Here is a 21849-nt window from a genome sequence, read left to right as displayed (position 1 = left end):
TGCGCGGATTCCGGCCGAGTGCAGGGAGTTGACCAGCGTGTACCACTCAGGGAGCGTCGCTCAGCAGGCAGCCGGCTCCGCGACGGGTCTGCTCGACCCGAGGGGCCAGAACCAAGAGGCCATCCTCTTCCAGCGCTGCACCTGGTGCGGCACCGCCATGTATCACCGGCTGCTGTGTCCGGTCTGCCGGGGCAGCGAACTGCGCACCGAGCGCGCCGAGGGCACGGGCACCGTCCGCCATTCCACGGTGGTGCACCGCAACACCCCCGCGGCGCGCAACGTGTCGCAGATAGAGATGTCCGAGGGGTTCGTGGTGCGCGGCCGGGTGATGGGTCCGCCGATCGGCATCCACAGCGGGGACCGGGTGCGGCTGTCCACGGCCAAGGACCCGGTACGGGGCGAGCCGGTCTTCCAGCTCCTGGACGAGCCGTACCGGGCCTGGAGCTGACGCCCCCTCAGCCCGCGATCAGCTCGTCGGTGCGCACGGGCCGTCCCGTCTCGAAGCTCCGGTTCGCCGCCAGTCCCACCAGGAGGGCGAGCGCCCCGTCGCGTTCGGTGGCCGTGGCACGGGCCGCGGCACCGGTGTCCGCCGGGCGGGCGGGGCCGACGGGCCCGAACAGCGCGTCGAGCATGCGCGGATCACCGCCGCCGTGGGCCTCGTGGGCGACCGCGAGCGACACGTCCTGCGGTGGCTGCCACAGCGGGCGCAGGGTGAGACGGGCGCCGCCCGCGTGCTCGGGCGCCGTGTCGCCGTGCACCGCGCCCACCGCCGAGGTGATCCGGCTCAGCGGCGGCTGCCAGCGGCTCTCCTCCACCTCCAGCTCCAGCCGGCCCGCGCTGCCGTTGAACATCACCCGGTAGCCCTCCCAAGGGGAGTAGGCGGTCAGGTGGTACGTCATCGTCGCGCCGCGCGCGTAGCGCACCAGGACGGACATGTCGTCCTCGATGGTGACCGGCCCGTCGAAGACGTTGCGGTCGCGCAGGTAGCCGTCGTCGCGTTCGGCGTCCAGGTAGAGGGCGCGCAGGGTGTCGTCGGCCGCGAGGTCCAGGGCGAAGGGGTCGCCGGCGGCCGGCTCGGCGCCGTGGGCGCGGTCGTAGTCCCGGCGCAGTCCGTGCCGCTCCCCCGCCTCGCGGCCGTAGAAGCCGAGCCGCCCGTAGCCGAAGGCTTCCCGGGGCTCGTCGGCGAGCCACCAGTTCACCAGGTCGAAGTGGTGCGAGGACTTGTGCACCATCAGGCCGCCGCTGTGCCGCTTCTCGCGGTGCCAGCGGCGGAAGTAGTCGGCGCCGTGCCGTACGTCGAGCAGCCACTCGAAGTGGACCGACAGCACCTCGCCGATCGCGCCGTCGGCGAGCAGTTCGCGGACTGTCTCGTGCACGGGGTTGAAGCGGTAGTTGAAGGCGACCGTCAGGGAGTTGCCGGTGGCGCGGACGGTGTCGAGGATGCGGGCGCAGCGCCCGGCGTCGACGGTCATCGGCTTCTCGGTGACGACCCGGCAGCCCGCCTTCAGAGCGGGGACGATGTAGCGGTCGTGCTCGGCGTCGACGGTGGTGACGACGACCTCGTCGATGCCCTCCTCGGCGAGCAGGTCGGTGAACCGGCCGGGCTCCCACGCGGTGGCGGCCGGTGCGCCGGTCTCGGCCAGCAGCCGGTTGTGGAAGGCCATCCGGGTCGGGCTGGGGTCGCACAGCGCGGCCACGACATGGCCGGGGCGTTCGGCGAGACCGCGGGTGAACAGCTGGGCCCGGTGGCCGGTGCCGACGACGGCTGCGCGCAGGACGGGAGTTCGGCTCATGGCAGGTGCCCTTTCCCGCGGACGGGGCCCCCACTCCCCCACGGCCGAAAGCGCTTGCCCGACCTCAGAGGGTGATGCGGATGCCCACCGTGCCGTCCACGCCCCGGCGCAGCCGGCTGCCCAGCAGGGTCAGCCGGCCCGTCAAGCCGTACTTGCGGCCGACCAGCTGCCGGTAGCGGTCGGTGGTGGCCGCGTCGCAGACCTCCGCCGTCGCGGGCACCTGCTCGCCGGTGGGGTTGCCGCGCAGGTCGCAGGGGCCGACCAGCACGTCGGCGCGGTTGCGGATCCGCTTCACCTTCCAGGAGTCGGCGGCCGTCCACACACCGAGCGCCTCCCCGTCGCGTACCACCCAGACCGGGGTGGCGACCGGCGTGCCGTTCCTGCGGTAGCTGGTGACCAGCAGGTATTTGCCCGCGCCGAGTGCGTCCAGCGTCCTGTCGTGCATGGCGGGAAGTGTATGAGCGTGCCCGCGGGTTCAGCGCAGCGCCGTCGCCATCCTGCGCACCGCCTCCGTGAGCACCTCCTGTGAGGCCGCCAGATTGAGACGGGCATGGCCGGTGCCGCCGGTGCCGAAGGGAAGGCCGGAGCTGAGGGCGACGCGGCCGCGGTGCAGGAAGACGTCGGCCGGGTCGTCGCCGAGCCCGAGGGCGCGGCAGTCGAGCCAGGCCAGGTAGGTGGCGTCGCCGGGCCGGAAGCGGATCGCGGGCAGGTGTTCGGCCAGCAGGTCCGCGAGCAGCCGCCGGTTGTCGTCGAGGCCCGTCAGCAGGGCGTCCAGCCAGGTGACGCCGTCGCGCAGGGCGGCGGTGTGGGCGATGACGGCGACGTGGCTGGGGCCGTGCCCCACCTCTTCCGGCATGCGGTCCAGGTCGGCGGCGGCCCCGGGCCCGGCGACCGCGAGGGCGGCCTTGAGCCCGGGCAGGTTCCAGCCCTTGGAGGCCGACATCAGGGACAGGCCGCGCTCGGCGCCCGGCACGCTCAGATACGGCACGAAGCCGGCGCCGCCGAGCACGAGCGGGGCGTGGATCTCGTCGGCGACGACGCGCACGCCGTACCGCTCGGCGAGGCGGGCGACGGCGGACAGTTCCTCTTCCGTGTGCACGGTGCCGGTCGGATTGTGGGGGTTGCACAGCAGATAGGCGGCTCGCCTCCCGCCCGCCACAGCCTGCCGGAAGGACGACTCCAGGACGTCCGGGTCGATGCGCCCGTCCGCCCCGAGCGGGGCTTCGGCCACCCGCCGGTCCATGTGCTCCACGAACATGTAGAACGGCGGGTACACGGGCGGGTTCACTACCACCGTGTCACCGGGTCCTGTGACCAGTTTGAGCATCTCGACGACACCCAGCATGACGTCGGGCACGATCGCGGTGCGCTCCACGGCGAGCCCCTCCCAGCCCCAGCGCTTCCCGGCGAAGGCGGCCAGGGCCTCCGCGTAGGCGGTGCCGGCCGGGTAGCCCGTGTCGCCGAGGTGGAGCGCGTCGGTGACGGCGCGCACCACGGGCTCGGCGAGCGGCACGTCCATCTCGGCCACCCACAGCGGCAGCACGTCTTCCGGGTAGGTGCGCCACTTCATGCTGGTGCGCTGCCGCAGGCGGTCGAGAGGGAGGGCTTGCAGGGGATTCGGTTCACCGGACGACTCGTGCGGGATCCTGGTCATGGACACACGATAGGGGGCTGTGCGGTGAGCGGGAATCGTGCGGACGGCGAGCGCGGCGGGGCGGTGGGCGCGTCGCTGGAGATCGCCTGCGACGAGTCGGGGTCGGACGGTGAGAACCTCACCGGCGGCAACACGGACGTGTTCGCGCACGCCGGGGTGTCGCTGTCCATGGCGTCGGCCGAGGCGGCAGTGCGGGAGATCCGGGACCGGATCCGGTCGCCGGCCGAGGAGTACAAGGCGAACCACCTGCTGCGGGAGAAGCACCGCGCGGTGCTGGAGTGGCTCCTCGCGCCGGAAGGCCCGATCCACGGGCGGGCGCGGGTGCACCTCATGGAGAAGACGTACTTCGTGGTGGACCGGACCCTCGGCCTGCTGCTGGACGACGCGGCCGAGGCGGCCGTCCTGTTCCGCGCGGGGCACCCGGTCTTCGGGCAGGACGGCTGGCGGGCGTTCCTGGAGGCGGCCAACCAGTTGCTGCGGGTCCGCCACGACGGAGATCCGGTCGACGCCTTCTACGGCACCGTCGACACCCTGCGCCGGGCGCATCCGGGTACGGACGCGGCACGGATCCTGGAGCGGCTCGCCGTGACCCGGCCCCGCGCGGTGGCCTACCGGGACGGGTTCCTGGCCGGGCCGCCCCTGGTACCGCTGCTCAACCCGCTGCTGCCGGCGATCGTGCGGACGGCCGTGCTCTGGAGCGGGAGCGGGCGGCCGGTCCGCCTGGTGCACGACCGGCAGAACATGCTGACGCCGGAGCGGATCGCGTGGATCGAGGACACGGCCCGGCGGGCCGGGATCGGCCTGGCGGGGCTGCGGCTCGTCGTGGCGCGTGACGACGCGCGGGTGCAGGTGGCGGACTTCCTCGCCGGGATCGCCCGCAAGATCGCGTCCGACGAGCTGAACGGCCGCGGGGACCCGGCGCTCACCGCCCTGCTCAGGCCCTACGTCGATCCGGACTCGGTGTGGGGCGACGCGCGCAGCGGGGCCCTGCTCGCGGCCCCGGTCACGGGCTGACGCCGAAGAGATCACCGGTGCGCTGAACACGGCACGGCTCCGCCCCGTATGGATGAAGGGCACTCAACTCAAGGAGGGCCCTGCGGTGTTCGCATCGTGATGTTCTGGTTCGGGAGCCATGCATGAGGCACGCACGACGACGGGTCGTCCGGCGAGTGACACGGCTGGCGGCCGTCGGCGGACTCCTCCTCGGAGGAGCGATGGTCACCACCGCAGTGGCGAGCGAGCCGTCGGCCCCGGTCATCGGCGTCCCGTTCACCGCGCCGCCGGCGACGGGCGAGGGCACCGACCTCGTGACGCAACTCGGGAACGCGCGCACGGCGGGCAGCTGGATCGACTCCGCCGGGCGGCCGGTCGTCGCCGTGACGGACGAGAAGGCGGCCGCCGAGGTGAAGCGCGCCGGCGCGCAGGCCAAGATGGTCCGCCACAGCATGAGCGACCTCAAGTCCGCCGCGGCAACGCTGCGTTCGGCCCCCCGGGTGGCCGGCACGTCGTGGGCCCTGGACTACAAGAGCAACCAGGTCGTGGTGCGCGGTGACAGCACCGTCTCCGCCTCCGACTGGTCCCGGATGACCGAGGTCGCCGAGGGCATCGGCTCCCTCGTGCGGATGGAGCGCACGGAGGGCACGTTCACGACCCGGCTCAACGGCGCGCAGCCCATCCTGTCGACCGCCGGGCGCTGTTCGGCGGGGTTCAACGTGACCGACGGGAAGAGCGACTTCATCCTCACGGCGGGGCACTGCGGGCCCGACGGCTCGGTCTGGTTCGCCGACGACCGGGGCCGGCAGCAGGTCGGCACGTCACTCCGGGGGAGCTTCCCCGGCGACGACTACTCCCTGGTGAAGTACGACGGCGGCCGTGCGGGCAAGGGCGCGGACGTGGTGGCGGTCGGCGACGGCAAGGGCGTGCGGATCACGGGCGTCGCCGACGCGGAGGTCGGGCAGAAGATCTTCCGCAGCGGCAGCACCAGCGGACTGCGCCAGGGAGAGGTGACGGCGCTCAACGCGACGGTCAACTACCCCGAGGGCACGGTCACCGGCCTCATCGAGACGAACGTGTGCGCCGAACCCGGCGACAGCGGAGGCCCGATGTTCGCCGACGGCATCGCGATCGGCCTGACCTCGGGCGGCAGCGGGGACTGCAAGGCGGGCGGCACGACGTTCTTCCAGCCGGTGACGAAGGCGCTGACCGAGCTCGGCGTCAAGCTCATCGTCGCGAAGTCGTCCGGTGGCACGGGCGCCGCACCCGCGCCGTCGGCCTCGCCGGGTGCTGCCTCGCCCGGTTCGTCGGCGCCGATCACGGGCACGGACGTGTCGACGCTGCTGAGCCGTCTCACCGACCCGCGCAATGTGGGCCCCGGCATGCTCGTCATCGCGGGCAGCCTCGTGGCACTGGTGGCGACCCGGTGGATCCGCGCGGAGCAGGACCGCAAGGCGTACCGGCAGTACTACTCGGCCACTTGGGGATGACAGGGGTGGCCGGCGGTCGCGGGACGGGCCGGTCAGCCCAGAGTGAGGAGCACGGTCGCGATGCCCGCTCCCAGCAGCCCCAGCGCCTGACGGCGGCTGATCCGCTCGTGCAGCAGGGCGAGGCCCAGCACCACGGGGAGGGCCGGGTACAGGGAGGCCAGGACCACGGCGACGGCCAGCAACTGCCGCTGGGCGGCGAGCAGATACAGCACGAGGCCGAGGGCCGCACCGGCCCCGATGAGAACGGCCTGGACGCAGCGGACCGGCGGCAGCGTCAGCCGGCGGGCGTGCCGCGCGGCGTCGGGCACCAGGACGAGGACCGCGGCGACCCGGCCCGCGGCGACGGGCCACAGCCCGCTTCCGGGCCCGGCCTGGCCGAGGGCGAGGTACTGCACGGTGACGCCGAGACTTGCGACCAGTCCGTCCGCCGTACCCTTCCCGGCACCGGCCCTGCCGCCGGCGACGAACCACAGCGCGGGCACCGTGACGGCGATACCCAGCCAGGCGACCGCGCCCGGACGGTCGCCGAGGACGAGCACCCCGCACAGCACCGACAGCGCGACACCGGTGACGGCGCTCACCGGCACCACGACGCTCTCCCCCAAGCTCTCGGCTTCGCTCGAGCAGGGAGGTGCCCCCATCCCCTCTGCTCAGCCCGCGGTTGAGGAACCACATGGCCGTGCCGCTCCCGACGCCGGACAGCGCTCTCCAGAGCAGGTCGGCGGAGTGGACGGCGCCGGCGGGCAGAGGAGTGCGGCGGCGCAGGCGAGCAGCAGCCCGCCCAGCTGTCCGAGGAAGGTGACGGCGCTGTGATGCACGCGCCGGGACAGCAGACCGCCGGCGATGGGGGCACACCCTGCTCGAGCGAAGCCGAGAGCTTGGGGGACGACGATGCCGTAGACGACGGCCGAGGAAAGTGCGAGAAGGGCACCCATTGGATCAGGGGTGCCCTTCGACGAGGGTCCGATGCGCGGCGGGCCGGGACGGAGGTCAGGCCGCGGGCGCCGACTGCGGGGCCGCGGAGGCCCACTCCAGGACGAGCCGCTGGTACTCCTCGCGCTGCTCGACGCTCAGTGTCCCGCCCGACCGGCGCCACAGCGCGCGGATCTCCTCGTTGACTTCGTCAGCCGATCGCTCGGATGATGTTTCAACGGTGGTGGACATGCTGTGAAGCATACGTCGCCGGACGTGAAGGCGATGTGAGTAATCACGAGCTAAACGGTCATTTCGGACAGTGTTACTGATCACGTCCATCTCCCGGTAAACGTGAGGCTGTTCACATCAGCCGCCTGTGAGTACCTTTCGGCACCGCGAAGTTCGCCGTCGTTCAGGCTTCGGCCGACCCCAGCACCAGCACCTTGATGGCCAACACGGCCGCGCCGCGGGCCCAGTCGTGGAAGTCGGACACCTTCGTCTCCAGACCGACCGGGGCGGCCAGCGGGTGCCGGTGCTCACGGATCGTCTCCTCGACCGTCTTCCCGGCCACGTCCATCAGCCCGACCCCCTCCCCCGCGAGCAGGATCTTCTGCGGCATCACGAAGTTGGAGATCTGCGCGACGAGCGTCCCCAGGGCGCGGGCGGCCTCGTCGACGACCCGGGCGGGCATCGGCTCCCCCGCGGCGGCCAGGGCGAGGATCTCGTCGTAGGTGGGGTCGCCGCCGGTGGCGGCCCGGACCTGGTAGCGGATGCTGGGGATGGTCAGCAGCGAAACGGCGCTGCCGCGCCTGCCGTCCGGGGTGAGCGGCCCATGGGAGTCGACGATCCAGTGCCGGCCGAAGCCGCGGTCCTCCTCCGCGAAAGGTACCCGCCTGCCGCCCAGTACGAGCCCGTAGCCGAGGCCGGCGCCGATGGTGAGGACGACGAAGCGCTCCAGGCCGCGTCCGGCACCGAACCAGGTCTCGGCCTCGACGAGGGCGGCGACGTCGTTCTCGACGACCACCGGCAGCCCGGTGCGCTGCTCGACCAGGTCGGCCAGGGGGACGTCCCGCCACAGCAGGAAGGGGGATTCGCCGACCACGGCACGGTCCTGGACGAATCCGCCGACCCCGATGCCGATCCCGGCGAGGCGGGGATGGCCCGCGCCCAGTTCGGCGGCCATCTCGGCCAGCACATCGGCCACTTCGGCGGGGTCGTGGGTGGTGAGCGGACGGTCGTGGCGGGCGACGATGTGGCTGCGCAGAGTGGTGACGACCCCGTAGACCATGTCCTCGGTGATCTTGAATCCGAGGAAGAAGCCCGAGTCGGCGACGACGTCCAGCGGCTGCGAGGGGCGGCCCTGGCGCGACTCCGCGGGCGCATCGGCTTCGGGCACCTCGACGAGCAGCCCCGACTCGATCAGCGGCTTGGTGAGCCGGGTGAGGCTGCCGGCCGACAGACCCAGCCTGCGGGCGAGTTCGGTGCGCGAGAGCGGGCCGTGGACGAGCACTTCGATGGCCACGGAGCGCTCCCCCGCGCTCAGCGGCAGCCAGCCGGCGGTGCCTTCGGTCATGAAGGTCCGACTCCCCTCTCTCATTTTTTTTACACCGAAACCAACATGACCACTCTACGTGGATGTCGGTTCCTGCGAAACGATGTTTGCAGGCCCCTTGACGCCGTAATTGTTTCGCATCAAAAGTAAGTCCCGCCAGAGGACGAGCCGCCGCAGCGAGGGAGTCTCCGATGACCATCGCCTCCAGCAGTCCTCCTTCACGTCTGCCCACGGGCGGCGCGGCGGAGGCCAGCAGTACGACCGGGACGCGACAGGGGGTGTCCGGCGAGGACCGGGGGGACGGCCGGCTGGCCGCGCTCTTCATCGCGCCGGCCCTGCTCGGCTTCCTGGTCTTCCTGCTCTGGCCGACACTGCGGGGCATCTACCTGAGCTTCACCCGCTTCAACCTGCTGACGCCGGCGGAGTGGGTGGGCCTGGACAACTACGTCCGCATGGTCAACGACCCCATCTTCTGGGACTCCCTGTGGGTCACCGTCGAGTACGTCGTCATCAACATCGGCGTCCAGACGGTCGCGGCGCTGACCATCGCCGTCCTGCTCCAGCGGCTGACGCAGTCGGCGATGCTGCGCGGCATCGTGCTCACGCCGTACCTGATGTCGAACGTCGTGGCCGGTCTGGTCTGGCTGTGGCTCCTCGACACCCAGCTCGGCATCGGCAACGAGATCATCAGCGGCCTCGGCGTGGACCGCATCCCGTTCCTCGCCGACGAGACCTGGGCGATCCCGACGATCGCGCTCATCAACGTGTGGCGGCACGTGGGCTACACCGCCCTGCTGCTGTTCGCCGGCCTCCAGGCCATCCCGAACGACATGTACGAGGCGGCCCGGGTGGACGGCGCGAGCGAGTGGCGGATGTTCTGGCGGATCACCATGCCGCTGCTGCGGCCGGTGCTCGCGGTCGTGCTGATCATGACGGTGATCGGGTCCTTCCAGGTGTTCGACACCGTCGCCGTGACGACCGCGGGCGGTCCGGCCAACGCGACCAACGTCCTGCAGTACTACATCTACGGCTCGGCGTTCGGCCGCTTCCAGTTCGGCTACGCCTCGGCCATGTCGGTCGCCCTGCTGATCGTGCTGAGCGCGATCACCGTCCTCCAGTACCGGCTCACCCGGGCCGGCCGGACCGACCTCGGCTGACGGAAGGGAGACACCGCCATGGCTGCCGTGACGACAACGACACCGACGACCCTGCGACAGCGCAGGTTCCCCTTCGGGCGGGCCGCCGCCTGGACCGTGATGGGGCTGATCGTCCTCATCACCCTGCTGCCGTTCTACTGGATCCTGCGCACCGCGCTCTCCACCAACGCGGGCCTGAGCGCCGACCCCACCAACCCCCTGCCCGTGGACCTCACCACCAGCGGCTTCGAACGGGCGCTGGGCCTGCAGTCGGCCGAGGAGGCCGTCGCACAGGGCGGCGCGGGCGGCGGGCTGGACTTCTGGCGCTACCTGCTCAACTCGGTGCTGGTCTCGACCCTGATCACCGGGTGCCAGATCTTCTTCTCGGCGATGGCCGCGTACGCCTTCTCGCGGCTGCGCTGGCGGGGCCGGGACAAGGTCTTCGGGCTGTTCCTCGCCGGGATGATGGTGCCCGCCATCTTCACGCTGCTGCCGAATTTCGTGCTGATCAAGCAGCTGCACCTGATCGACACGCTCCTCGGCATCGCGCTGCCCACCATGTTCATGACGCCGTTCGCGGTGTTCTTCCTGCGGCAGTTCTTCATGAACATCCCCAAGGAGGTCGAGGAGGCCGCGCTGCTCGACGGCGCCGGAAAGATCAAGATCTTCTTCCGGGTGGTCCTGCCGATGGCGTCCACGCCGATCATCACGCTGGCCGTGCTGACGTACATCACCTCCTGGAACGACTACTTCTGGCCGCTGATGGTCTCCTACAGCGACAGCTCGCGCGTGCTGACCGTGGCGCTGGCGGTCTTCCGGGCGCAGACCCCGCAGACCGGCGTCGACTGGTCCGGGCTCATGGCCGCGACGCTGATCGCCGCGCTGCCGATGCTGGTGCTGTTCGCCTGCTTCGCCCGCCGCATCGTCAGCTCCATCGGCTTCACCGGGATCAAGTAAGGGGACTGTGATGCGAATTCGACTTCGTCCGCTCGTCGCGGTGACCGGAGCGCTGGCGCTGTCCCTGGTCGGCGGATGCGCGCAGGGAGGTGCCGCAGGCTCGTCCGCGAACACCGTCACGTACTGGCTGTGGGACGCCAACCAGCTGCCCGCCTACCAGGCCTGCGCCAAGGGGTTCGAGAAGGAGAACCCCGGACTGAAGGTGAAGATCACGCAGTTGGGGTGGAGCGACTACTGGACCAAGCTCACCGCCGGGTTCATCGCGGGCACCCAGCCGGACGTGTTCACCGACCACATCCAGAACTTCGGCCAGTTCGCCGACCTGAAGGTCCTCGAACCGCTCGACGACCTCGGCATCGAGGACTCCGACTACCAACCGGGCCTCGCCGCCAACTGGATCGGCCAGGACGGCCACCGCTACGGCGCCCCGAAGGACTGGGACACGGTCGCGCTGTTCTACAACTCCAAGATGACCCGGGCGGCCGGGCTCACTCCCGAGCAGCTGAACGACCTCTCCTGGAACCCGCGGGACGGCGGCACCTTCGAGAAGGCCATCGCCCACCTCACCGTCGACAGGAACGGCAATCGGGGCGACGAGCCGGGCTTCGACAAGAACAACGTCAAGGTCTACGGCATGGCTTCGGGCGGCGGCGGCTTCGGCGACGGCCAGACCCAGTGGAGCAACTTCGCCGCCTCCGCCGGCTGGAGCTACCTCGACAAGCCGCGCTGGGGCACGAAGTACCAGTACGACAGCAAGACCTTCCAGTCCGTCATCCAGTGGTACTTCGGGCTGGCGAAGAAGGGCTACATGCCGCCCCTGTCCGACTACAACGTCCAGTCCAACCAGGCGAACACCCAGGTGGCGGCGGGCAAGGCGGCCACCGCGTTCGACGGGGCCTGGATGATCTCCACCTACGCCGGCTTCAAGGGCAAGGACATCAAGACCGCCCTGACGCCGGTCGGCCCGACCGGCAAGCGTGCCACGATGATGAACGGCCTCGCCGACTCGATCACCCAGGCCTCCAAGAACAAGGCGGGCGCCCGCAAGTGGGTGGCCTATCTGGCCTCGGACCGGTGCCAGACCGTCGTCGGCAGGTCCGGCGTGGTCTTCCCCGCCACCCCGGCCGGGACGGAGGCGGCCGTCGCCGCGTACCGGGAGAAGGGCATCGACGTCTCGGCGTTCACCGAACCCGTGGCCGACAAGAAGCACTCCCGGACCTTCTCGTACCCGATCGCCAGCTACTCGGCGGACATGACGGCGCTCATGGCCCCTGCAATGGAGGACATCTACGGCAACGGCAAACCCGTGAGCAGCCTCGATCAGACCAACGACCAGATCAACCTCATCCTCTCCCAGTGAAGGGCACGCGCTCCATGACGTTCTCCATCGGCATCGTCGGCGCCGGGCAGTTCTCGGGCCAGTTCGCCACCCTGTTCCAGGCCCACCCCGGCGTCGGCGACGTCTACGTCACCGACCTGCTGCCCGAGAGGGCCGCCCGACTCGCCTCCGCCCAGGGGCTGGCCGGCACCTTCCCGTCCTACCAGGCCATGCTGGAGTCGGAGGACGTCGACGCCGTCGCGATCTTCACCCAGCGCTGGACCCACGGGCCGCTGGTGCTCCAGGGCCTGAACGCGGGCAAGCACGTGTACTCCGCCGTCCCCATGGCGATCAGCACGGAGGAGATCGCGGCGATCATCGACGCGGTCAAGGCCACCGGGCTGACCTACATGATGGGCGAGACCAGCGAGTACAACCCGGCCACGGTCCACGCCCGCAACCAGATCGCCGAGGGCGCCTTCGGGCGGCTCTTCTACGCCGAGGGCGACTACGTCCACGACATGGACCTGGGGTTCTACGAGGCCTATCAGTACAGCGGCGGCGAGAACTGGAAGGCGACCGCGAGCTACCCCCCGCTGCTGTACCCGACGCACGCGGTCGGCGGGGTGCTGGGCGCCTGGAAGACGCACGCGGTGAGCGTGTCGGCGATCGGTGTCGTGGACGACCGGGGCGACGGCGTCTTCGACAAGGACGTCAGCCAGTTCGGCAACGACGTCTCCAACGCCACCGCGCTGTTCGAGGTGGCGGGCGGCGGCTCGTTCCGTACGAACGAGTTCCGGCGGGTCGGCTACCCCTCGCACATACGGGAGTCGCGCTTCCGCTTCTTCGGTACCGAGGCGAGCATGGAGCAGCTCGCCACGGTCGCCCTGTGGCAGGACAAGCAAGGGGTGAAGGACATCAGCGAAATGCTGGAGCCCAAGCCCACCATGGCGCCCGACGACCCCTCGCTCCAGCACATCGCGCCGGAGCTGCGGGCCGCCTTCACCTCGGGGTCGGCGCCCGTGCACGACCGGGCGCGACTGCCGCGGGAGTTCGACAGTCTGCACAACGGCCACGAGGGCAGCCACCACTTCCTGGTGGACGACTTCGTGACCGCCGTCAACGAACGCACCCTGCCGTCCGTGAACGCCTGGGTGGCCGCGCGCTACACCCTGCCGGGCATCATCGCGCACGAGTCGGCACGGCAGGGCGGGGTCAGGCTGGAGATCCCGGACTTCGGGGACGCGCCCCAGTAGGGGACACCGCCGGACGCGAGCCGGGTGCCCTGGAATCAGGTGCCCGGCTTGCGGCCGTAGACGAAGACGTCGTCGCCCTTCTTCAGCAGCGACCAGTACTTCTTGGCGTCGGTCTTGGTCATGTTGACGCAGCCGCGCGAGCCCGGCGGGTTCCACATGCTGACGTTCGCCTGGTGGAAGGCCTGGCCGCCGTCGAAGAACTGGGCGTAGGGCATCGGCACGTCGTAGATGGACGAGACGTGGTCGATGTTGCGCCAGTAGATCTTCTTCAGGCCGGTGCGGGTCTCGTCGCCGTTACGGCCGGTGCGGACCGGGACGGGTCCGTAGACGAGCTCCTTGCCGTCCTGGATCCAGCTCAACTGGAGCGTCAGGTTCACACAGGCGATGCGGCCCTTGTTCACCGGACACTTGCCGTCCTTGTTGGGGTTCGACCCGACGGCCTTCTGCTTCTGCATCAGGTCCATCACACCCCAGGTGACGGAGCCGGCGTAGCCGATGTTCGGCGAGATGCCGTGTTTGGTCTGGAAGGCCTGGATGGCCTTGCAGTCGGCGGCGGACTGCTTGCCGTCGACCGGACGGCCGAGGAACTTCTCGACCTTCTTCTGGTACGGGCCGGCCTGCGTGGTGCAGCTCGCGGCCTGCGCCGGTGCGGCGCCGAGTGCGAGCGTGAGCGGTGCCACCAGACCGGTGATCCCCAGTGCGACGGCGCTCCGTCTGCGTACGTCCCCCATGGCTGGTCATGCCCTTTCGCGAAAGCGGGTCTGCGATGTCTGCCAGCTAGACGGACGGAGAACGGTTCCGGTTGTGCGGTCGGGCGCGCTGGGACCGAACAGTGACATACCCCACCGGCACGGAGTGGACATATCCATGCACGGTGGGGGATAACGGAGACCAGGTTTACGGCTCGTCCGTGTGTCAGCGGTAGCCGGTCGTGTCCGCCGGCTTGCCTGCGTCCTGGACCTCCACCAGGTAACGCCAGGCGTCCGGGCGGCTGCCGTCGAGGTCGGTGAAGCCGTACACCCGGGCGAGTCCGCCGCTGGACAGCGACTGCCCGTTCCAGCGCGCCACGTCCGCGTCGGCGGCCAGTGCGGCCACGGCCCGGCCCACGTAGTGCGGGGTTTCCGAGATGGCGAAGTGCGGGACGCGTTCCAGGGCGTCGCGCCAGTTCTCCTCGCTCACCCCGAAGCCGTCCAGCATGATCTCCGAGCGCAGCCAGCCCGGGGTGAGGGCGACGGCGGTGGCGCCACGCGGGCCGAGTTCGTGACCGAGGGCGAAGGCCATGCGCAGCACGGAGGCCTTGGCGAGGTCGTAGAAGAAGCTGTTGCGGTAGTTCTCGGCGTTGTAGTCGGCGGTGCCGTCGGTGACCTCGACGACCAGGCCGCCGGGGTTGCGCAGCAGCAGGGTCAAGGCGTGGTGGCTGGTGACGGCGTGCGTCTCGACGGCGAGCCTCAGCAGGCGCAGGCCGTTGTCGAGGTCGTGCTCCCAGAGGGGAGCGTCCCACTCGAAGAGCTTCTCGCCGCCCCAGATGTCGTTGACGAGGACGTCGAGACGGCCCTGTTCGTCCGCGATCCGGTCCACGAGTGCCTTGACCTGCGCCCGGTCGAGGTGGTCGGTGGGGACGGCGATGCCCCGGCCTCCGGCGGCGGTGACCAGGTCGGCGGTGTCCTCGATGGTCTCGGGCCGGTCGTACTCCGAGCGGCGGGCGCGGGTGGTGCGGCCGGTGACGTAGACCGTGGCGCCGGCCGCGCCGAGTTCGACGGCGATCCCCCGTCCGGCGCCCCGGGTCGCACCGGCGACCAGTGCGACCTTGCCCTGCAACGGAGCTGACATGTCCGACCTCCAGTGACGTGGCTGCTTGTCGCCCTCAGGGTCCCGGGTAAGCCGGACATCTTCTGTCGCCTTTTACCGGCGAGTCGCGATCAATGACCCCGGGCGATCCATTCCTCCAGGTGCGGCGCCTCCGCGCCGATGGTCGTGGAGTCTCCGTGGCCGGTGCGGACCGTCGTCCCGGACGGCAGGGTGAGCAGCCGGTCGCGGATCGAGTCGATGATCGTCGGGAAGTGCGAGAAGGAGCGGCCGGTGGCCCCGGGGCCGCCCTGGAAGAGGGTGTCGCCGGTGAAGACGGTGCCGAGGCCCGGGTCGTAGAGGCAGACCGCGCCGGGCGCGTGCCCGGGGGTGTGCAGGACGCGCAGGTCGGCGCCGCCGGCCTCGATCGTCTGGCCGTCGACCAGCCAGGCGTCCGGCTCGCGGTCCGGGTGGGTCTGCTTCCACAGCGGCAGGTCGTCGTGGTGCAGCCAGATGGTGGCGCCGGTGCGCTCGGCGAGGGCGGGGGCGGCGTCGATGTGGTCGTTGTGGGCGTGCGTGCACACGATGGCAGTGAGCCGGCGGTCCCCTACGGCTGCGGCGATGGCGTCGGCGTCGTGGGCGGCGTCGATGACGATCGCCTCGTGGTCGTCGCCGACGATCCACACGTTGTTGTCGACGTCCCAGGTGCCGCCGTCGAGGCTGAACTGCCCGGAGGTGACGAGGTGTTCGATGCGGGTCGTCATCACAGCACCACCACCGAGCGCAGCACGTCGCCGTGGTGCATCCGCTCGAACGCCTTCTCCACCTCGTCGAGCTGGATCGTCTCCGTGACGAACGCGCCGAGGTCCAGACGACCTTGCAGATGCAGGTCGATCAGCATGGGGAAGTCACGGGAGGGCAGGCAGTCGCCGTACCAGCTCGACTTCAGCGCTCCGCCGCGGCCGAAGACGTCGAGCAGCGGCAGGTCGAGCTTCATCTCGGGGGTGGGAACGCCGACGAGGACGACCGTGCCGGCGAGGTCGCGGGCGTAGAAGGCCTGCTTGTACGTCTCGGGGCGGCCGACGGCCTCGATGACGACGTCGGCGCCGAAGCCGCCGGTCAGCTCACGGATCGTCTCGACCGGGTCGCTCGCGCGCGAGTTGACGGTGTGGGTGGCGCCCATGGAGCGGGCGGTCTCCAGCTTGCGGTCGTCGATGTCGACGGCGATGATCGTCGCCGCTCCGGCCAGCTGCGATCCGGCGATGGCCGCGTCGCCGACCCCGCCGCAGCCGATGACGGCGACCGAGTCGCCCCGGCCGACGTTCCCGGTGTTGATCGCGGCGCCGATGCCGGCCATCACACCGCAGCCCAGCAGCCCGGCCACCTGCGGGGCCACCCGCGGGTCGACCTTGGTGCACTGGCCGGCCGCGACCAGCGTCTTCTCGGCGAAGGCGCCGATGCCGAGGGCCGGGGAGAGCTCCTGGCCGGTCGAGGCGAGGGTCATCTTCTGCTGCGCGTTGTGGGTGTCGAAGCAGTACCAGGGCCGCCCGCGCAGACAGGCCCGGCATTTCCCGCACACCGCACGCCAGTTGAGGATCACGAAGTCACCGGGCTCGACGTCGGTGACGCCGGCGCCGACCGCCTCGACCACGCCGGCGGCCTCGTGGCCGAGCAGGAACGGGAACTCGTCGTTGATGCCGCCCTGCTTGTAGTGCAGGTCGGTGTGGCACACCCCGCAGGCCTGCACCCGCACCACCGCCTCGCCCGGGCCGGGGTCGGGCACCAGGACCGTCTCGATCCGCACCGGCTCGTCCTTGCCGGGGGCGATCACGCCGCGTACTTCCTGGGCCATGGTGCTGACTCCTTCGTCGGCCGGGGTCCGTTCTCCTCCGACCCTACGCGCGACTGATCGGCAGGGGACGCGGATCGGCCACCCTCCTCGGCCGGGAAAGGGCGGAAAGGGCAGGCCGGGCGGGCCGGCGGCGACGTAGCCTGAACGCTCCGCCGACGCCGAGGGAGCGCCGTGAGCATCGCAGAGACAGATACCGTCATACCCGCGTGGCGGCAGCTCCTCGGATACGTACGGCCCCACCGCTGGTCCCTGCTGGCCGGCGCGCTGCTGTCGCTGGTCACCGGGGCGACCGGGCTGCTGCTGCCGCTGGTGGCGCGGGAGCTGATCGACGACCTCTCGCACGATCGGGCCATCACTGGCGCCCTGTTGGCGATGTCGGCCCTGGTCGTGGCCAACGCGGCGGTGGGTGCGCTGGGTTCGTACGTGCTGACCCGCACCGCCGAGTCGGTGGTGCTCGGCGCGCGGCGGTCCCTGTCCTCGTATCTGCTGCGGCTGCGGATCCCGGCCGTGGACCGCAGCGAACCCGGCGACCTGATGGCCCGCATCACCTCCGACACGACCCTGCTGCGCGCGGTCACCACCGACTCGCTGGTCGGCCTGGGCACGGGCGGGCTGACGCTCGTCGCCACGGTGGTGATGATGGGCGTGGTGGACTCCGTGCTGCTGGGCGTCACCCTGGCCGTGATCCTGGGCGCCGGCGTGGTTCTCGGGGTGATCGTGCCGCGCATCAACAAGGCGAGCCGGCAGGCGCAGGACGCGGTGGGTGTCATGGGTGCCTCGCTGGAGCGGATCCTCGGCGCCCTGCGTACGGTGAAGGCGTCCGGCGCGGAGCACCGTGAGGAGCGGACGCTGCACGAGGCGGCGCAGGAGTCGTGGCGGCAGAGCGTGCGGGCCGCCAAGTGGTCGGCGGCCGCGGGCAACACCGCGGGGCTGTCCATGCAGGTCGCCTTCATCACGGTGCTCGCCGTGGGCGGCGCACGGGTCGCGACCGGCGCGATCGACGTGGGCACGCTGGTCGCATTCCTGCTGTTCGTCTTCTACCTGATGTCGCCGATACAGCAGGTCGTCGGCGCCGTCACCCAGTACCAGACGGGCGCCGCGGCCCTCACCCGCATCGAGGAGGCCCTGCGCCTGCCCGCCGAACCGGCCGCCGAGGCCGCCCCGCTGCCCTCCCCCGGCGCCGAGCCCGCCGCCCTCGCCTTCGACGACGTCCGCTTCCGCTACGCCGACGACCTGCCCCATGTCCACCACGGAGTGACCTTCACCGTGCCTGCGCAGGGCATGACGGCGTTCGTCGGCCCGTCCGGCGCGGGCAAGACCACCGTCTTCTCCTTGATCGAGCGGTTCTACGACCCGGAGTCCGGGGTGATCACGCTGGACGGGCGGGACCTGAACGACTGGGAGCTGCCCCGGCTGCGCGCCGCGATCGGCTACGTGGAGCAGGACGCGCCGGTCCTGTCGGGCTCCCTGCGGGACAACCTGCTGCTGGGCAACCCGGAGGCGGACGAGGAGGCTCTCGCGCGGGTGCTCAAGACGACCCGCCTCGACGGTCTGGTGGCCCGGCTGCCCGGCGGACTCGACACGCTGGTCGGGCACCGCGGCACCAAGCTGTCCGGCGGTGAGCGCCAGCGCGTCGCCATCGCCCGCGCGCTGCTGCGCCGGCCCCGGCTGCTGCTGCTCGACGAGGCGACCTCGCAGCTGGACGCGGTGAACGAGGCGGCGCTGCGCGACACCGTCGCGGACGTGGCCCGTACGACCACGGTCCTCGTCGTGGCGCACCGGCTGTCGACGGTGACGACGGCCGACCGGATCGTGGTGATGGACGCGGGCCGGGTGCGGGCCGTCGGCACGCACCGCGAACTCGTGACGGCCGATCCGCTCTACGCGGAGCTGGCGGCGACGCAGTTCCTGGCCGCCGCGGACTGAGCCGGGCATGCGTGAGGACCGCCCGGTTCCGGGCGGCCCTCGGCGTGCGCCGCGGTCAGCGGACGTTCTGCTCGCTACCGCGTGGGCCGCGTTCGCCATCGGTGCGGCGAGGCCGGTGACACCGGCGGCGAGTCCAACGGCGGCGACGAAACGTCGTGTTGAGATCATGCCTGTCGTAAGGCGCACGGGTCCCCGGCGGACCCGGGCGGGCGGCATCGCTCACCCGTCAGGCCCAGTGTTCCGGTTGCGCTTGCCGAGCCCGCCAGGCGGGAGGACGCTCGACAGGAGAGGCCTTTCGCGGCCCGCGTCCGGCGGGTCGCGGCCCTTCGAAGGAGGTCATCATGGGAACCGCGGCAGACCCCGCCTTCGACCGGGACACCCTGCGCCAAGGCGTGGAAGGGGATCCGGACATCCTGCTCTCCCTGTACGCCGACGACGCGGAGCTGCGCATCGTGGACCGCACGACCCAGCCCAGCCACCCCAAGGTTCTGCACGGCCGGGAGGAGATCGGCCGGATGCTGGAGGACGTCTACAGCCGCGACATGTCGCACAAGCTGGAGCGGTGCGTCATCCAGGGTGACGAGGCCGCCTACAGCGAGAGCTGCCAGTACGCGGACGGGGTGCGCGTCCTGTCCGAGTCCATGATCGGGCTGCGCGACGGCAAGATCGCCGAGCAGACGCTGGTCCAGGCCTGGGACGAGTAGCAGGAGCGTCACCGGGCTCCGTTAGGGTGAGGCCGGGCCGTGACCGGCGCTGAGGTGGAGCACCTCCGCCGATCCGGGGGTGCACGGCATCCTGCTCCAGCACCCGGTGGGCGACCACGTCGACGAACGGGCCGCGTTCGAGGCGATAGCGCCGGGGAAGGACGTCGACGGCGTCACCTTCGCCTCCTTCGCGACCATGAGCTTCGGGCTGCCCGGTTTCGTGTCGTGCACGCCCGGCGGGATCATGCGGCTGCTCGACGCGTACGGCGTCGACCCGGCGGGCAAGCGGGCCGTGGTCGTGGGCCGCAGCGCGATCCTCGCATGCTGCTGCTCGCCCGGGACGCGACGGTCACTTACTGCCACTCGCGTACGCAGGACCTGTCGGCGGCCGTGCGCGAGGCCGACATCGTGGTGGCCGCGGTGGGCCGGCCCCGCATCGTCCGCGGCCAGGACATCAAGCCCGGTGCCGTGGTGATCGACGCCGGGTACAACCTTGGGAACGTCGGTGACGTCGACTTCGGCTCCGCCGTGGAGCGGGCCTCGCTGATCACACCGGTGCCGGGCGGGGTCGGGCCGATGACCATCGCCACGCTGCTGGAGCAGACCGTGGAGGCCGCCGCACGGCAACTCGGTGTCGCCGGGGTGTGATCAGCGCATCCAGGCGCTGTACGACATGACGTCGCCCTCCTCGACGCCGAACGCGGGCTCCGGTGCGGTGAGGGTGCTCTCCAGTCCGAGGACGGCGCCGGTGGCCGGGTCCATGATCAGCATGCGGCGGACACCGCCGGTGTCGTTCACGTAGGCCTGGCCGCGCCGCCCCAGCCGGTCGGTCACCCGGCCGACCGGCCGCAGTCCCTCGGCGCCGGCCAGGAGCCGGGCGAGCGCCGCGCTCTCCCGTGCGCCGAGGGTCCAGTGGTCGAGCAGCGTGGCCATGGCGTCGAGCAGCTCGGGCGTGGTCAGCGGGGTGTCGGTGTACTGAGCCTCCATCAGGTAGACGCGCAGCCGGGCCGGGTCCCGGGGCGGGGGCGACTTGGGCGGGGCGTCGCTCCAGCTCGGCGGGTAGGTCCGGTCGAGGAGGACGTGGCCGTCGTCGACGAGGTGCGGTTCGCCGCCCGCGTCCGAGAGGACCGGGCGGCCCGGGTGCCTGGGGTCCGTGGCCACGACGAGTTCGGTGTGGCTGTCGTCGGCCCGCCAGCGCACGATGCGCTCTTCGGGCAGGGTGATCGGGGGCTTGTCGTCGGACATGCCCAGACTCCAGGACTGCACGTGCGTGCCTTTGCGCAGGCGGGGCGCGTCAGAGGTCTCAGCCACGGCTGCCGCCCGCTCGGCCATGTGGCGCAGGGACACGGGCGTGGAGCCGGTCTCGACCACCAGCGGTCGGGGCGCGGCGACCGCGGGCGGGGTGCTCGGGCCGCTCAGCACAAGGGTGAGGGTCAGGGCGGCGACGACGCCGGTGGCGACCACACCCCAGGCCAGGCGGAGCCGGCGGGGCCCCGGGAGCAGCAGGTCCCGCAGGCGGCCGGGGAGCAGACCTGGTCGGCCTCCCGGGCGAGCGGGGAGCCCGTTCCCCGGGTCGCGCAGCAGTTGTTCGAGCCGGCGTTCGGCGTTGTGGTCCAGGGGGCCGTCGCCGAAGTGGGGGCCGTCGGGCGGCGCGGGGTCGGCGCCGCGCAGCAGTTCGAGTTCGTCAGCCATGGCCGTGTTCCTTCGGGGCGGTCATGCAGGAGTGCTCGGCGATCGGGGGTCCGGGACGCATTCGGTCGATCTCGGCTCTGAGGCGGCGCCGGGCCCGGTGCAGCCGCATGGACGCGGCTCGGTTGCCGCAGCCGAGGACGACGGCGACCTCGTCGATACCGAGCTGCTCCCAGGCCGTCAGCCGCAGCACCTCCTGGTCGGCGGCGGAGAGCCGGGCGAGTGCCTCGTGCACCCAGCCGCCGGGCGTGTCGGCGTCGGGGCCCGCCGCGATGTGCCGGCCGTGCGCGGTGTCGTCGTTGCCGAGCCGGTCGACGAGCCGGCGGCGGCGTCCGTGGCCGCGTACCGCGTTGGCCAGGCAGTTGCGTGCCACGCCGTACAGCCAGGGCAGCGCGGCGGCCGGGAGGTCGGCCCGGCGCCGCCAGGCCACCGTGAACACCTCCGCCACCACTTCCTCCACGTCGCCGGCCCGCCCGTCCAGCCGCCGGGCGACATAACGGGTGACCGCCCAGTAGTGCTCGCGGTAGGCAGCGGCGAAGATCTCGTCGTTGCTCATGTCCCGTTCCTGTCCGGCACTTTCTGGATCGTCACACCCGGTTTGGTGATGCTCGTCGCGTCGGTGCAGTGTGACTCGCGGGCGGGGCGCGGACACAGGCGGGGCATGAGGCACCTCAAGTGGCTGACGACCACTGATCACAAGACGATCGGGACGCTGTACCTGGTCACGTCGTTCGCGTTCTTCGTCATCGGCGGCGTGATGGCGCTGCTCATGCGCGCCGAGCTCGCCCGGCCCGGTCTGCAGATCATGTCGAACGAGCAGTTCAACCAG

The 21849-nt window shown here is 71.3% G+C and carries 21 protein-coding genes and 2 pseudogenes; 11 read left to right on the top strand and 12 right to left on the bottom strand.

Annotated features, from left to right (window positions below; translation table 11 throughout):
• Window positions 1-37 precede the first annotated feature (37 nt).
• Complete coding sequence (locus OO68_RS30725; RefSeq protein WP_033312450.1) at window positions 38-448, top strand: Zn-ribbon domain-containing OB-fold protein; 411 nt, start codon at window positions 38-40, stop codon at window positions 446-448.
• A gap of 7 nt (window positions 449-455) precedes the next feature.
• Here the strand turns inward: OO68_RS30725 and OO68_RS30720 are convergent, their stop codons facing one another.
• From OO68_RS30720 to OO68_RS30710, 3 genes are all read right to left on the bottom strand, one after another.
• Complete coding sequence (locus tag OO68_RS30720; protein WP_033312449.1) at window positions 456-1793, bottom strand: Gfo/Idh/MocA family protein; 1338 nt, start codon at window positions 1791-1793, stop codon at window positions 456-458.
• 64 nt (window positions 1794-1857) lie between these two features.
• Window positions 1858-2238 carry a PPOX class F420-dependent oxidoreductase gene (locus OO68_RS30715; protein WP_033312448.1) on the bottom strand — a complete coding sequence of 127 codons (381 nt, stop codon included), beginning with the start codon at window positions 2236-2238 and terminating at the stop codon, window positions 1858-1860.
• A gap of 30 nt (window positions 2239-2268) precedes the next feature.
• A complete protein-coding gene (locus OO68_RS30710; RefSeq protein WP_033312447.1) occupies window positions 2269-3447 on the bottom strand; it encodes a MalY/PatB family protein in 1179 nt (392 codons plus the stop codon).
• A gap of 24 nt (window positions 3448-3471) precedes the next feature.
• Between OO68_RS30710 and OO68_RS30705 the strand changes: the two genes are divergently transcribed.
• Both OO68_RS30705 and OO68_RS30700 read left to right on the top strand, forming a co-directional pair.
• Entirely contained in the window at window positions 3472-4461 is a 990-nt protein-coding gene (locus OO68_RS30705; protein ID WP_033312446.1) for a hypothetical protein, read from the top strand.
• A 122-nt stretch (window positions 4462-4583) separates the two neighbouring features.
• A complete protein-coding gene (locus tag OO68_RS30700) occupies window positions 4584-5930 on the top strand; it encodes a S1 family peptidase (protein WP_033312445.1) in 1347 nt (448 codons plus the stop codon).
• 32 nt (window positions 5931-5962) lie between these two features.
• Here the strand turns inward: OO68_RS30700 and OO68_RS47850 are convergent, their stop codons facing one another.
• The 3 genes from OO68_RS47850 to OO68_RS30685 form a co-directional block, all read right to left on the bottom strand.
• Window positions 5963-6520 (bottom strand): EamA family transporter, encoded by a 558-nt coding sequence (locus tag OO68_RS47850; protein ID WP_245237224.1) that lies wholly within the window; start codon window positions 6518-6520, stop codon window positions 5963-5965.
• Between the two features lie 400 nt (window positions 6521-6920).
• Window positions 6921-7106 (bottom strand): hypothetical protein, encoded by a 186-nt coding sequence (locus OO68_RS30690; RefSeq protein ID WP_033312444.1) that lies wholly within the window; start codon window positions 7104-7106, stop codon window positions 6921-6923.
• Window positions 7107-7257: 151 nt separating this feature from the next.
• On the bottom strand, window positions 7258-8418 hold the full coding sequence (locus tag OO68_RS30685; RefSeq protein WP_033312443.1) for an ROK family transcriptional regulator: 1161 nt from the start codon (window positions 8416-8418) through the stop codon (window positions 7258-7260).
• A gap of 170 nt (window positions 8419-8588) precedes the next feature.
• Between OO68_RS30685 and OO68_RS30680 the strand changes: the two genes are divergently transcribed.
• From OO68_RS30680 to OO68_RS30665, 4 genes are read left to right on the top strand one after another with little or no spacing between them, the layout of a single operon-like run.
• On the top strand, window positions 8589-9554 hold the full coding sequence (locus OO68_RS30680; protein WP_033312442.1) for a carbohydrate ABC transporter permease: 966 nt from the start codon (window positions 8589-8591) through the stop codon (window positions 9552-9554).
• Window positions 9555-9572: 18 nt separating this feature from the next.
• Complete coding sequence (locus tag OO68_RS30675) at window positions 9573-10490, top strand: carbohydrate ABC transporter permease (protein WP_033312441.1); 918 nt, start codon at window positions 9573-9575, stop codon at window positions 10488-10490.
• Window positions 10491-10500: 10 nt separating this feature from the next.
• Entirely contained in the window at window positions 10501-11850 is a 1350-nt protein-coding gene (locus tag OO68_RS30670; protein ID WP_033312440.1) for an ABC transporter substrate-binding protein, read from the top strand.
• Window positions 11851-11864: 14 nt separating this feature from the next.
• Entirely contained in the window at window positions 11865-13064 is a 1200-nt protein-coding gene (locus OO68_RS30665) for a Gfo/Idh/MocA family protein (protein ID WP_033312523.1), read from the top strand.
• A 35-nt stretch (window positions 13065-13099) separates the two neighbouring features.
• Here OO68_RS30665 and OO68_RS30660 read toward each other — a convergent pair whose 3' ends face one another.
• From OO68_RS30660 to OO68_RS30645, 4 genes are all read right to left on the bottom strand, one after another.
• Window positions 13100-13795 carry a L,D-transpeptidase family protein gene (locus OO68_RS30660; RefSeq protein ID WP_033312439.1) on the bottom strand — a complete coding sequence of 232 codons (696 nt, stop codon included), beginning with the start codon at window positions 13793-13795 and terminating at the stop codon, window positions 13100-13102.
• A gap of 184 nt (window positions 13796-13979) precedes the next feature.
• Entirely contained in the window at window positions 13980-14894 is a 915-nt protein-coding gene (locus OO68_RS30655; RefSeq protein ID WP_033312438.1) for an SDR family oxidoreductase, read from the bottom strand.
• 89 nt (window positions 14895-14983) lie between these two features.
• Window positions 14984-15613, bottom strand: coding sequence for an MBL fold metallo-hydrolase (locus tag OO68_RS30650; RefSeq protein ID WP_033312437.1), 630 nt, complete (start codon window positions 15611-15613; stop codon window positions 14984-14986).
• Entirely contained in the window at window positions 15613-16701 is a 1089-nt protein-coding gene (locus tag OO68_RS30645) for an S-(hydroxymethyl)mycothiol dehydrogenase (RefSeq protein ID WP_033312436.1), read from the bottom strand. The genes OO68_RS30650 and OO68_RS30645 overlap by 1 nt, the downstream gene beginning before the upstream one ends.
• Window positions 16702-16872: 171 nt before the next feature.
• Here OO68_RS30645 and OO68_RS30640 point away from each other — a divergent pair, with 171 nt between their 5' ends.
• The 3 genes and pseudogenes from OO68_RS30640 to OO68_RS42515 form a co-directional block, all read left to right on the top strand.
• Window positions 16873-18627, top strand: a complete 1755-nt coding sequence (locus tag OO68_RS30640) for an ABC transporter ATP-binding protein (protein WP_033312435.1) — start codon at window positions 16873-16875, stop codon at window positions 18625-18627.
• Between the two features lie 341 nt (window positions 18628-18968).
• Window positions 18969-19331 carry a nuclear transport factor 2 family protein gene (locus tag OO68_RS43510; protein ID WP_033312434.1) on the top strand — a complete coding sequence of 121 codons (363 nt, stop codon included), beginning with the start codon at window positions 18969-18971 and terminating at the stop codon, window positions 19329-19331.
• A gap of 64 nt (window positions 19332-19395) precedes the next feature.
• Window positions 19396-19979 (top strand): annotated as a pseudogene (locus OO68_RS42515) (bifunctional 5,10-methylenetetrahydrofolate dehydrogenase/5,10-methenyltetrahydrofolate cyclohydrolase); the annotation flags it as partial.
• On the opposite strand, the gene OO68_RS30625 reads toward OO68_RS42515, so the two are convergent.
• A complete protein-coding gene (locus OO68_RS30625) occupies window positions 19980-21023 on the bottom strand; it encodes a CU044_5270 family protein (RefSeq protein WP_033312433.1) in 1044 nt (347 codons plus the stop codon).
• Window positions 21016-21576, bottom strand: a complete 561-nt coding sequence (locus OO68_RS30620; RefSeq protein WP_033312432.1) for an RNA polymerase sigma factor — start codon at window positions 21574-21576, stop codon at window positions 21016-21018. Before OO68_RS30620 ends, OO68_RS30625 begins: the two co-directional genes overlap by 8 nt.
• Window positions 21577-21624: 48 nt before the next feature.
• Between OO68_RS30620 and OO68_RS47845 the strand changes: the two are divergent.
• Window positions 21625-21849: pseudogene (locus OO68_RS47845) on the top strand (aa3-type cytochrome oxidase subunit I); the annotation flags it as partial.

Source organism: Streptomyces iakyrus, assembly GCF_000717055.1.
GTDB lineage: Bacteria > Actinomycetota > Actinomycetes > Streptomycetales > Streptomycetaceae > Streptomyces > Streptomyces iakyrus.
The sequence above is the reverse complement of the archived record's forward strand: the minus strand, read 5'-3'. Positions and strand labels throughout refer to the sequence as shown.

Coding starts and splice junctions, on each gene's coding strand:
- OO68_RS30720 (WP_033312449.1), bottom strand. CDS start 1,793: ATGAGCCGAACTCCCGTCCTGCGCGCAGCCGTCGTCGGCACCGGCCAC.
- OO68_RS30715 (WP_033312448.1), bottom strand. CDS start 2,238: ATGCACGACAGGACGCTGGACGCACTCGGCGCGGGCAAATACCTGCTG.
- OO68_RS30710 (WP_033312447.1), bottom strand. CDS start 3,447: ATGACCAGGATCCCGCACGAGTCGTCCGGTGAACCGAATCCCCTGCAA.
- OO68_RS30700 (WP_033312445.1), top strand. CDS start 4,584: ATGAGGCACGCACGACGACGGGTCGTCCGGCGAGTGACACGGCTGGCG.
- OO68_RS30690 (WP_033312444.1), bottom strand. CDS start 7,106: ATGCTTCACAGCATGTCCACCACCGTTGAAACATCATCCGAGCGATCG.
- OO68_RS30685 (WP_033312443.1), bottom strand. CDS start 8,418: ATGACCGAAGGCACCGCCGGCTGGCTGCCGCTGAGCGCGGGGGAGCGC.
- OO68_RS30680 (WP_033312442.1), top strand. CDS start 8,589: ATGACCATCGCCTCCAGCAGTCCTCCTTCACGTCTGCCCACGGGCGGC.
- OO68_RS30675 (WP_033312441.1), top strand. CDS start 9,573: ATGGCTGCCGTGACGACAACGACACCGACGACCCTGCGACAGCGCAGG.
- OO68_RS30670 (WP_033312440.1), top strand. CDS start 10,501: ATGCGAATTCGACTTCGTCCGCTCGTCGCGGTGACCGGAGCGCTGGCG.
- OO68_RS30665 (WP_033312523.1), top strand. CDS start 11,865: ATGACGTTCTCCATCGGCATCGTCGGCGCCGGGCAGTTCTCGGGCCAG.
- OO68_RS30660 (WP_033312439.1), bottom strand. CDS start 13,795: ATGGGGGACGTACGCAGACGGAGCGCCGTCGCACTGGGGATCACCGGT.
- OO68_RS30655 (WP_033312438.1), bottom strand. CDS start 14,894: ATGTCAGCTCCGTTGCAGGGCAAGGTCGCACTGGTCGCCGGTGCGACC.
- OO68_RS30650 (WP_033312437.1), bottom strand. CDS start 15,613: ATGACGACCCGCATCGAACACCTCGTCACCTCCGGGCAGTTCAGCCTC.
- OO68_RS30645 (WP_033312436.1), bottom strand. CDS start 16,701: ATGGCCCAGGAAGTACGCGGCGTGATCGCCCCCGGCAAGGACGAGCCG.
- OO68_RS43510 (WP_033312434.1), top strand. CDS start 18,969: ATGGGAACCGCGGCAGACCCCGCCTTCGACCGGGACACCCTGCGCCAA.
- OO68_RS30625 (WP_033312433.1), bottom strand. CDS start 21,023: ATGGCTGACGAACTCGAACTGCTGCGCGGCGCCGACCCCGCGCCGCCC.
- OO68_RS30620 (WP_033312432.1), bottom strand. CDS start 21,576: ATGAGCAACGACGAGATCTTCGCCGCTGCCTACCGCGAGCACTACTGG.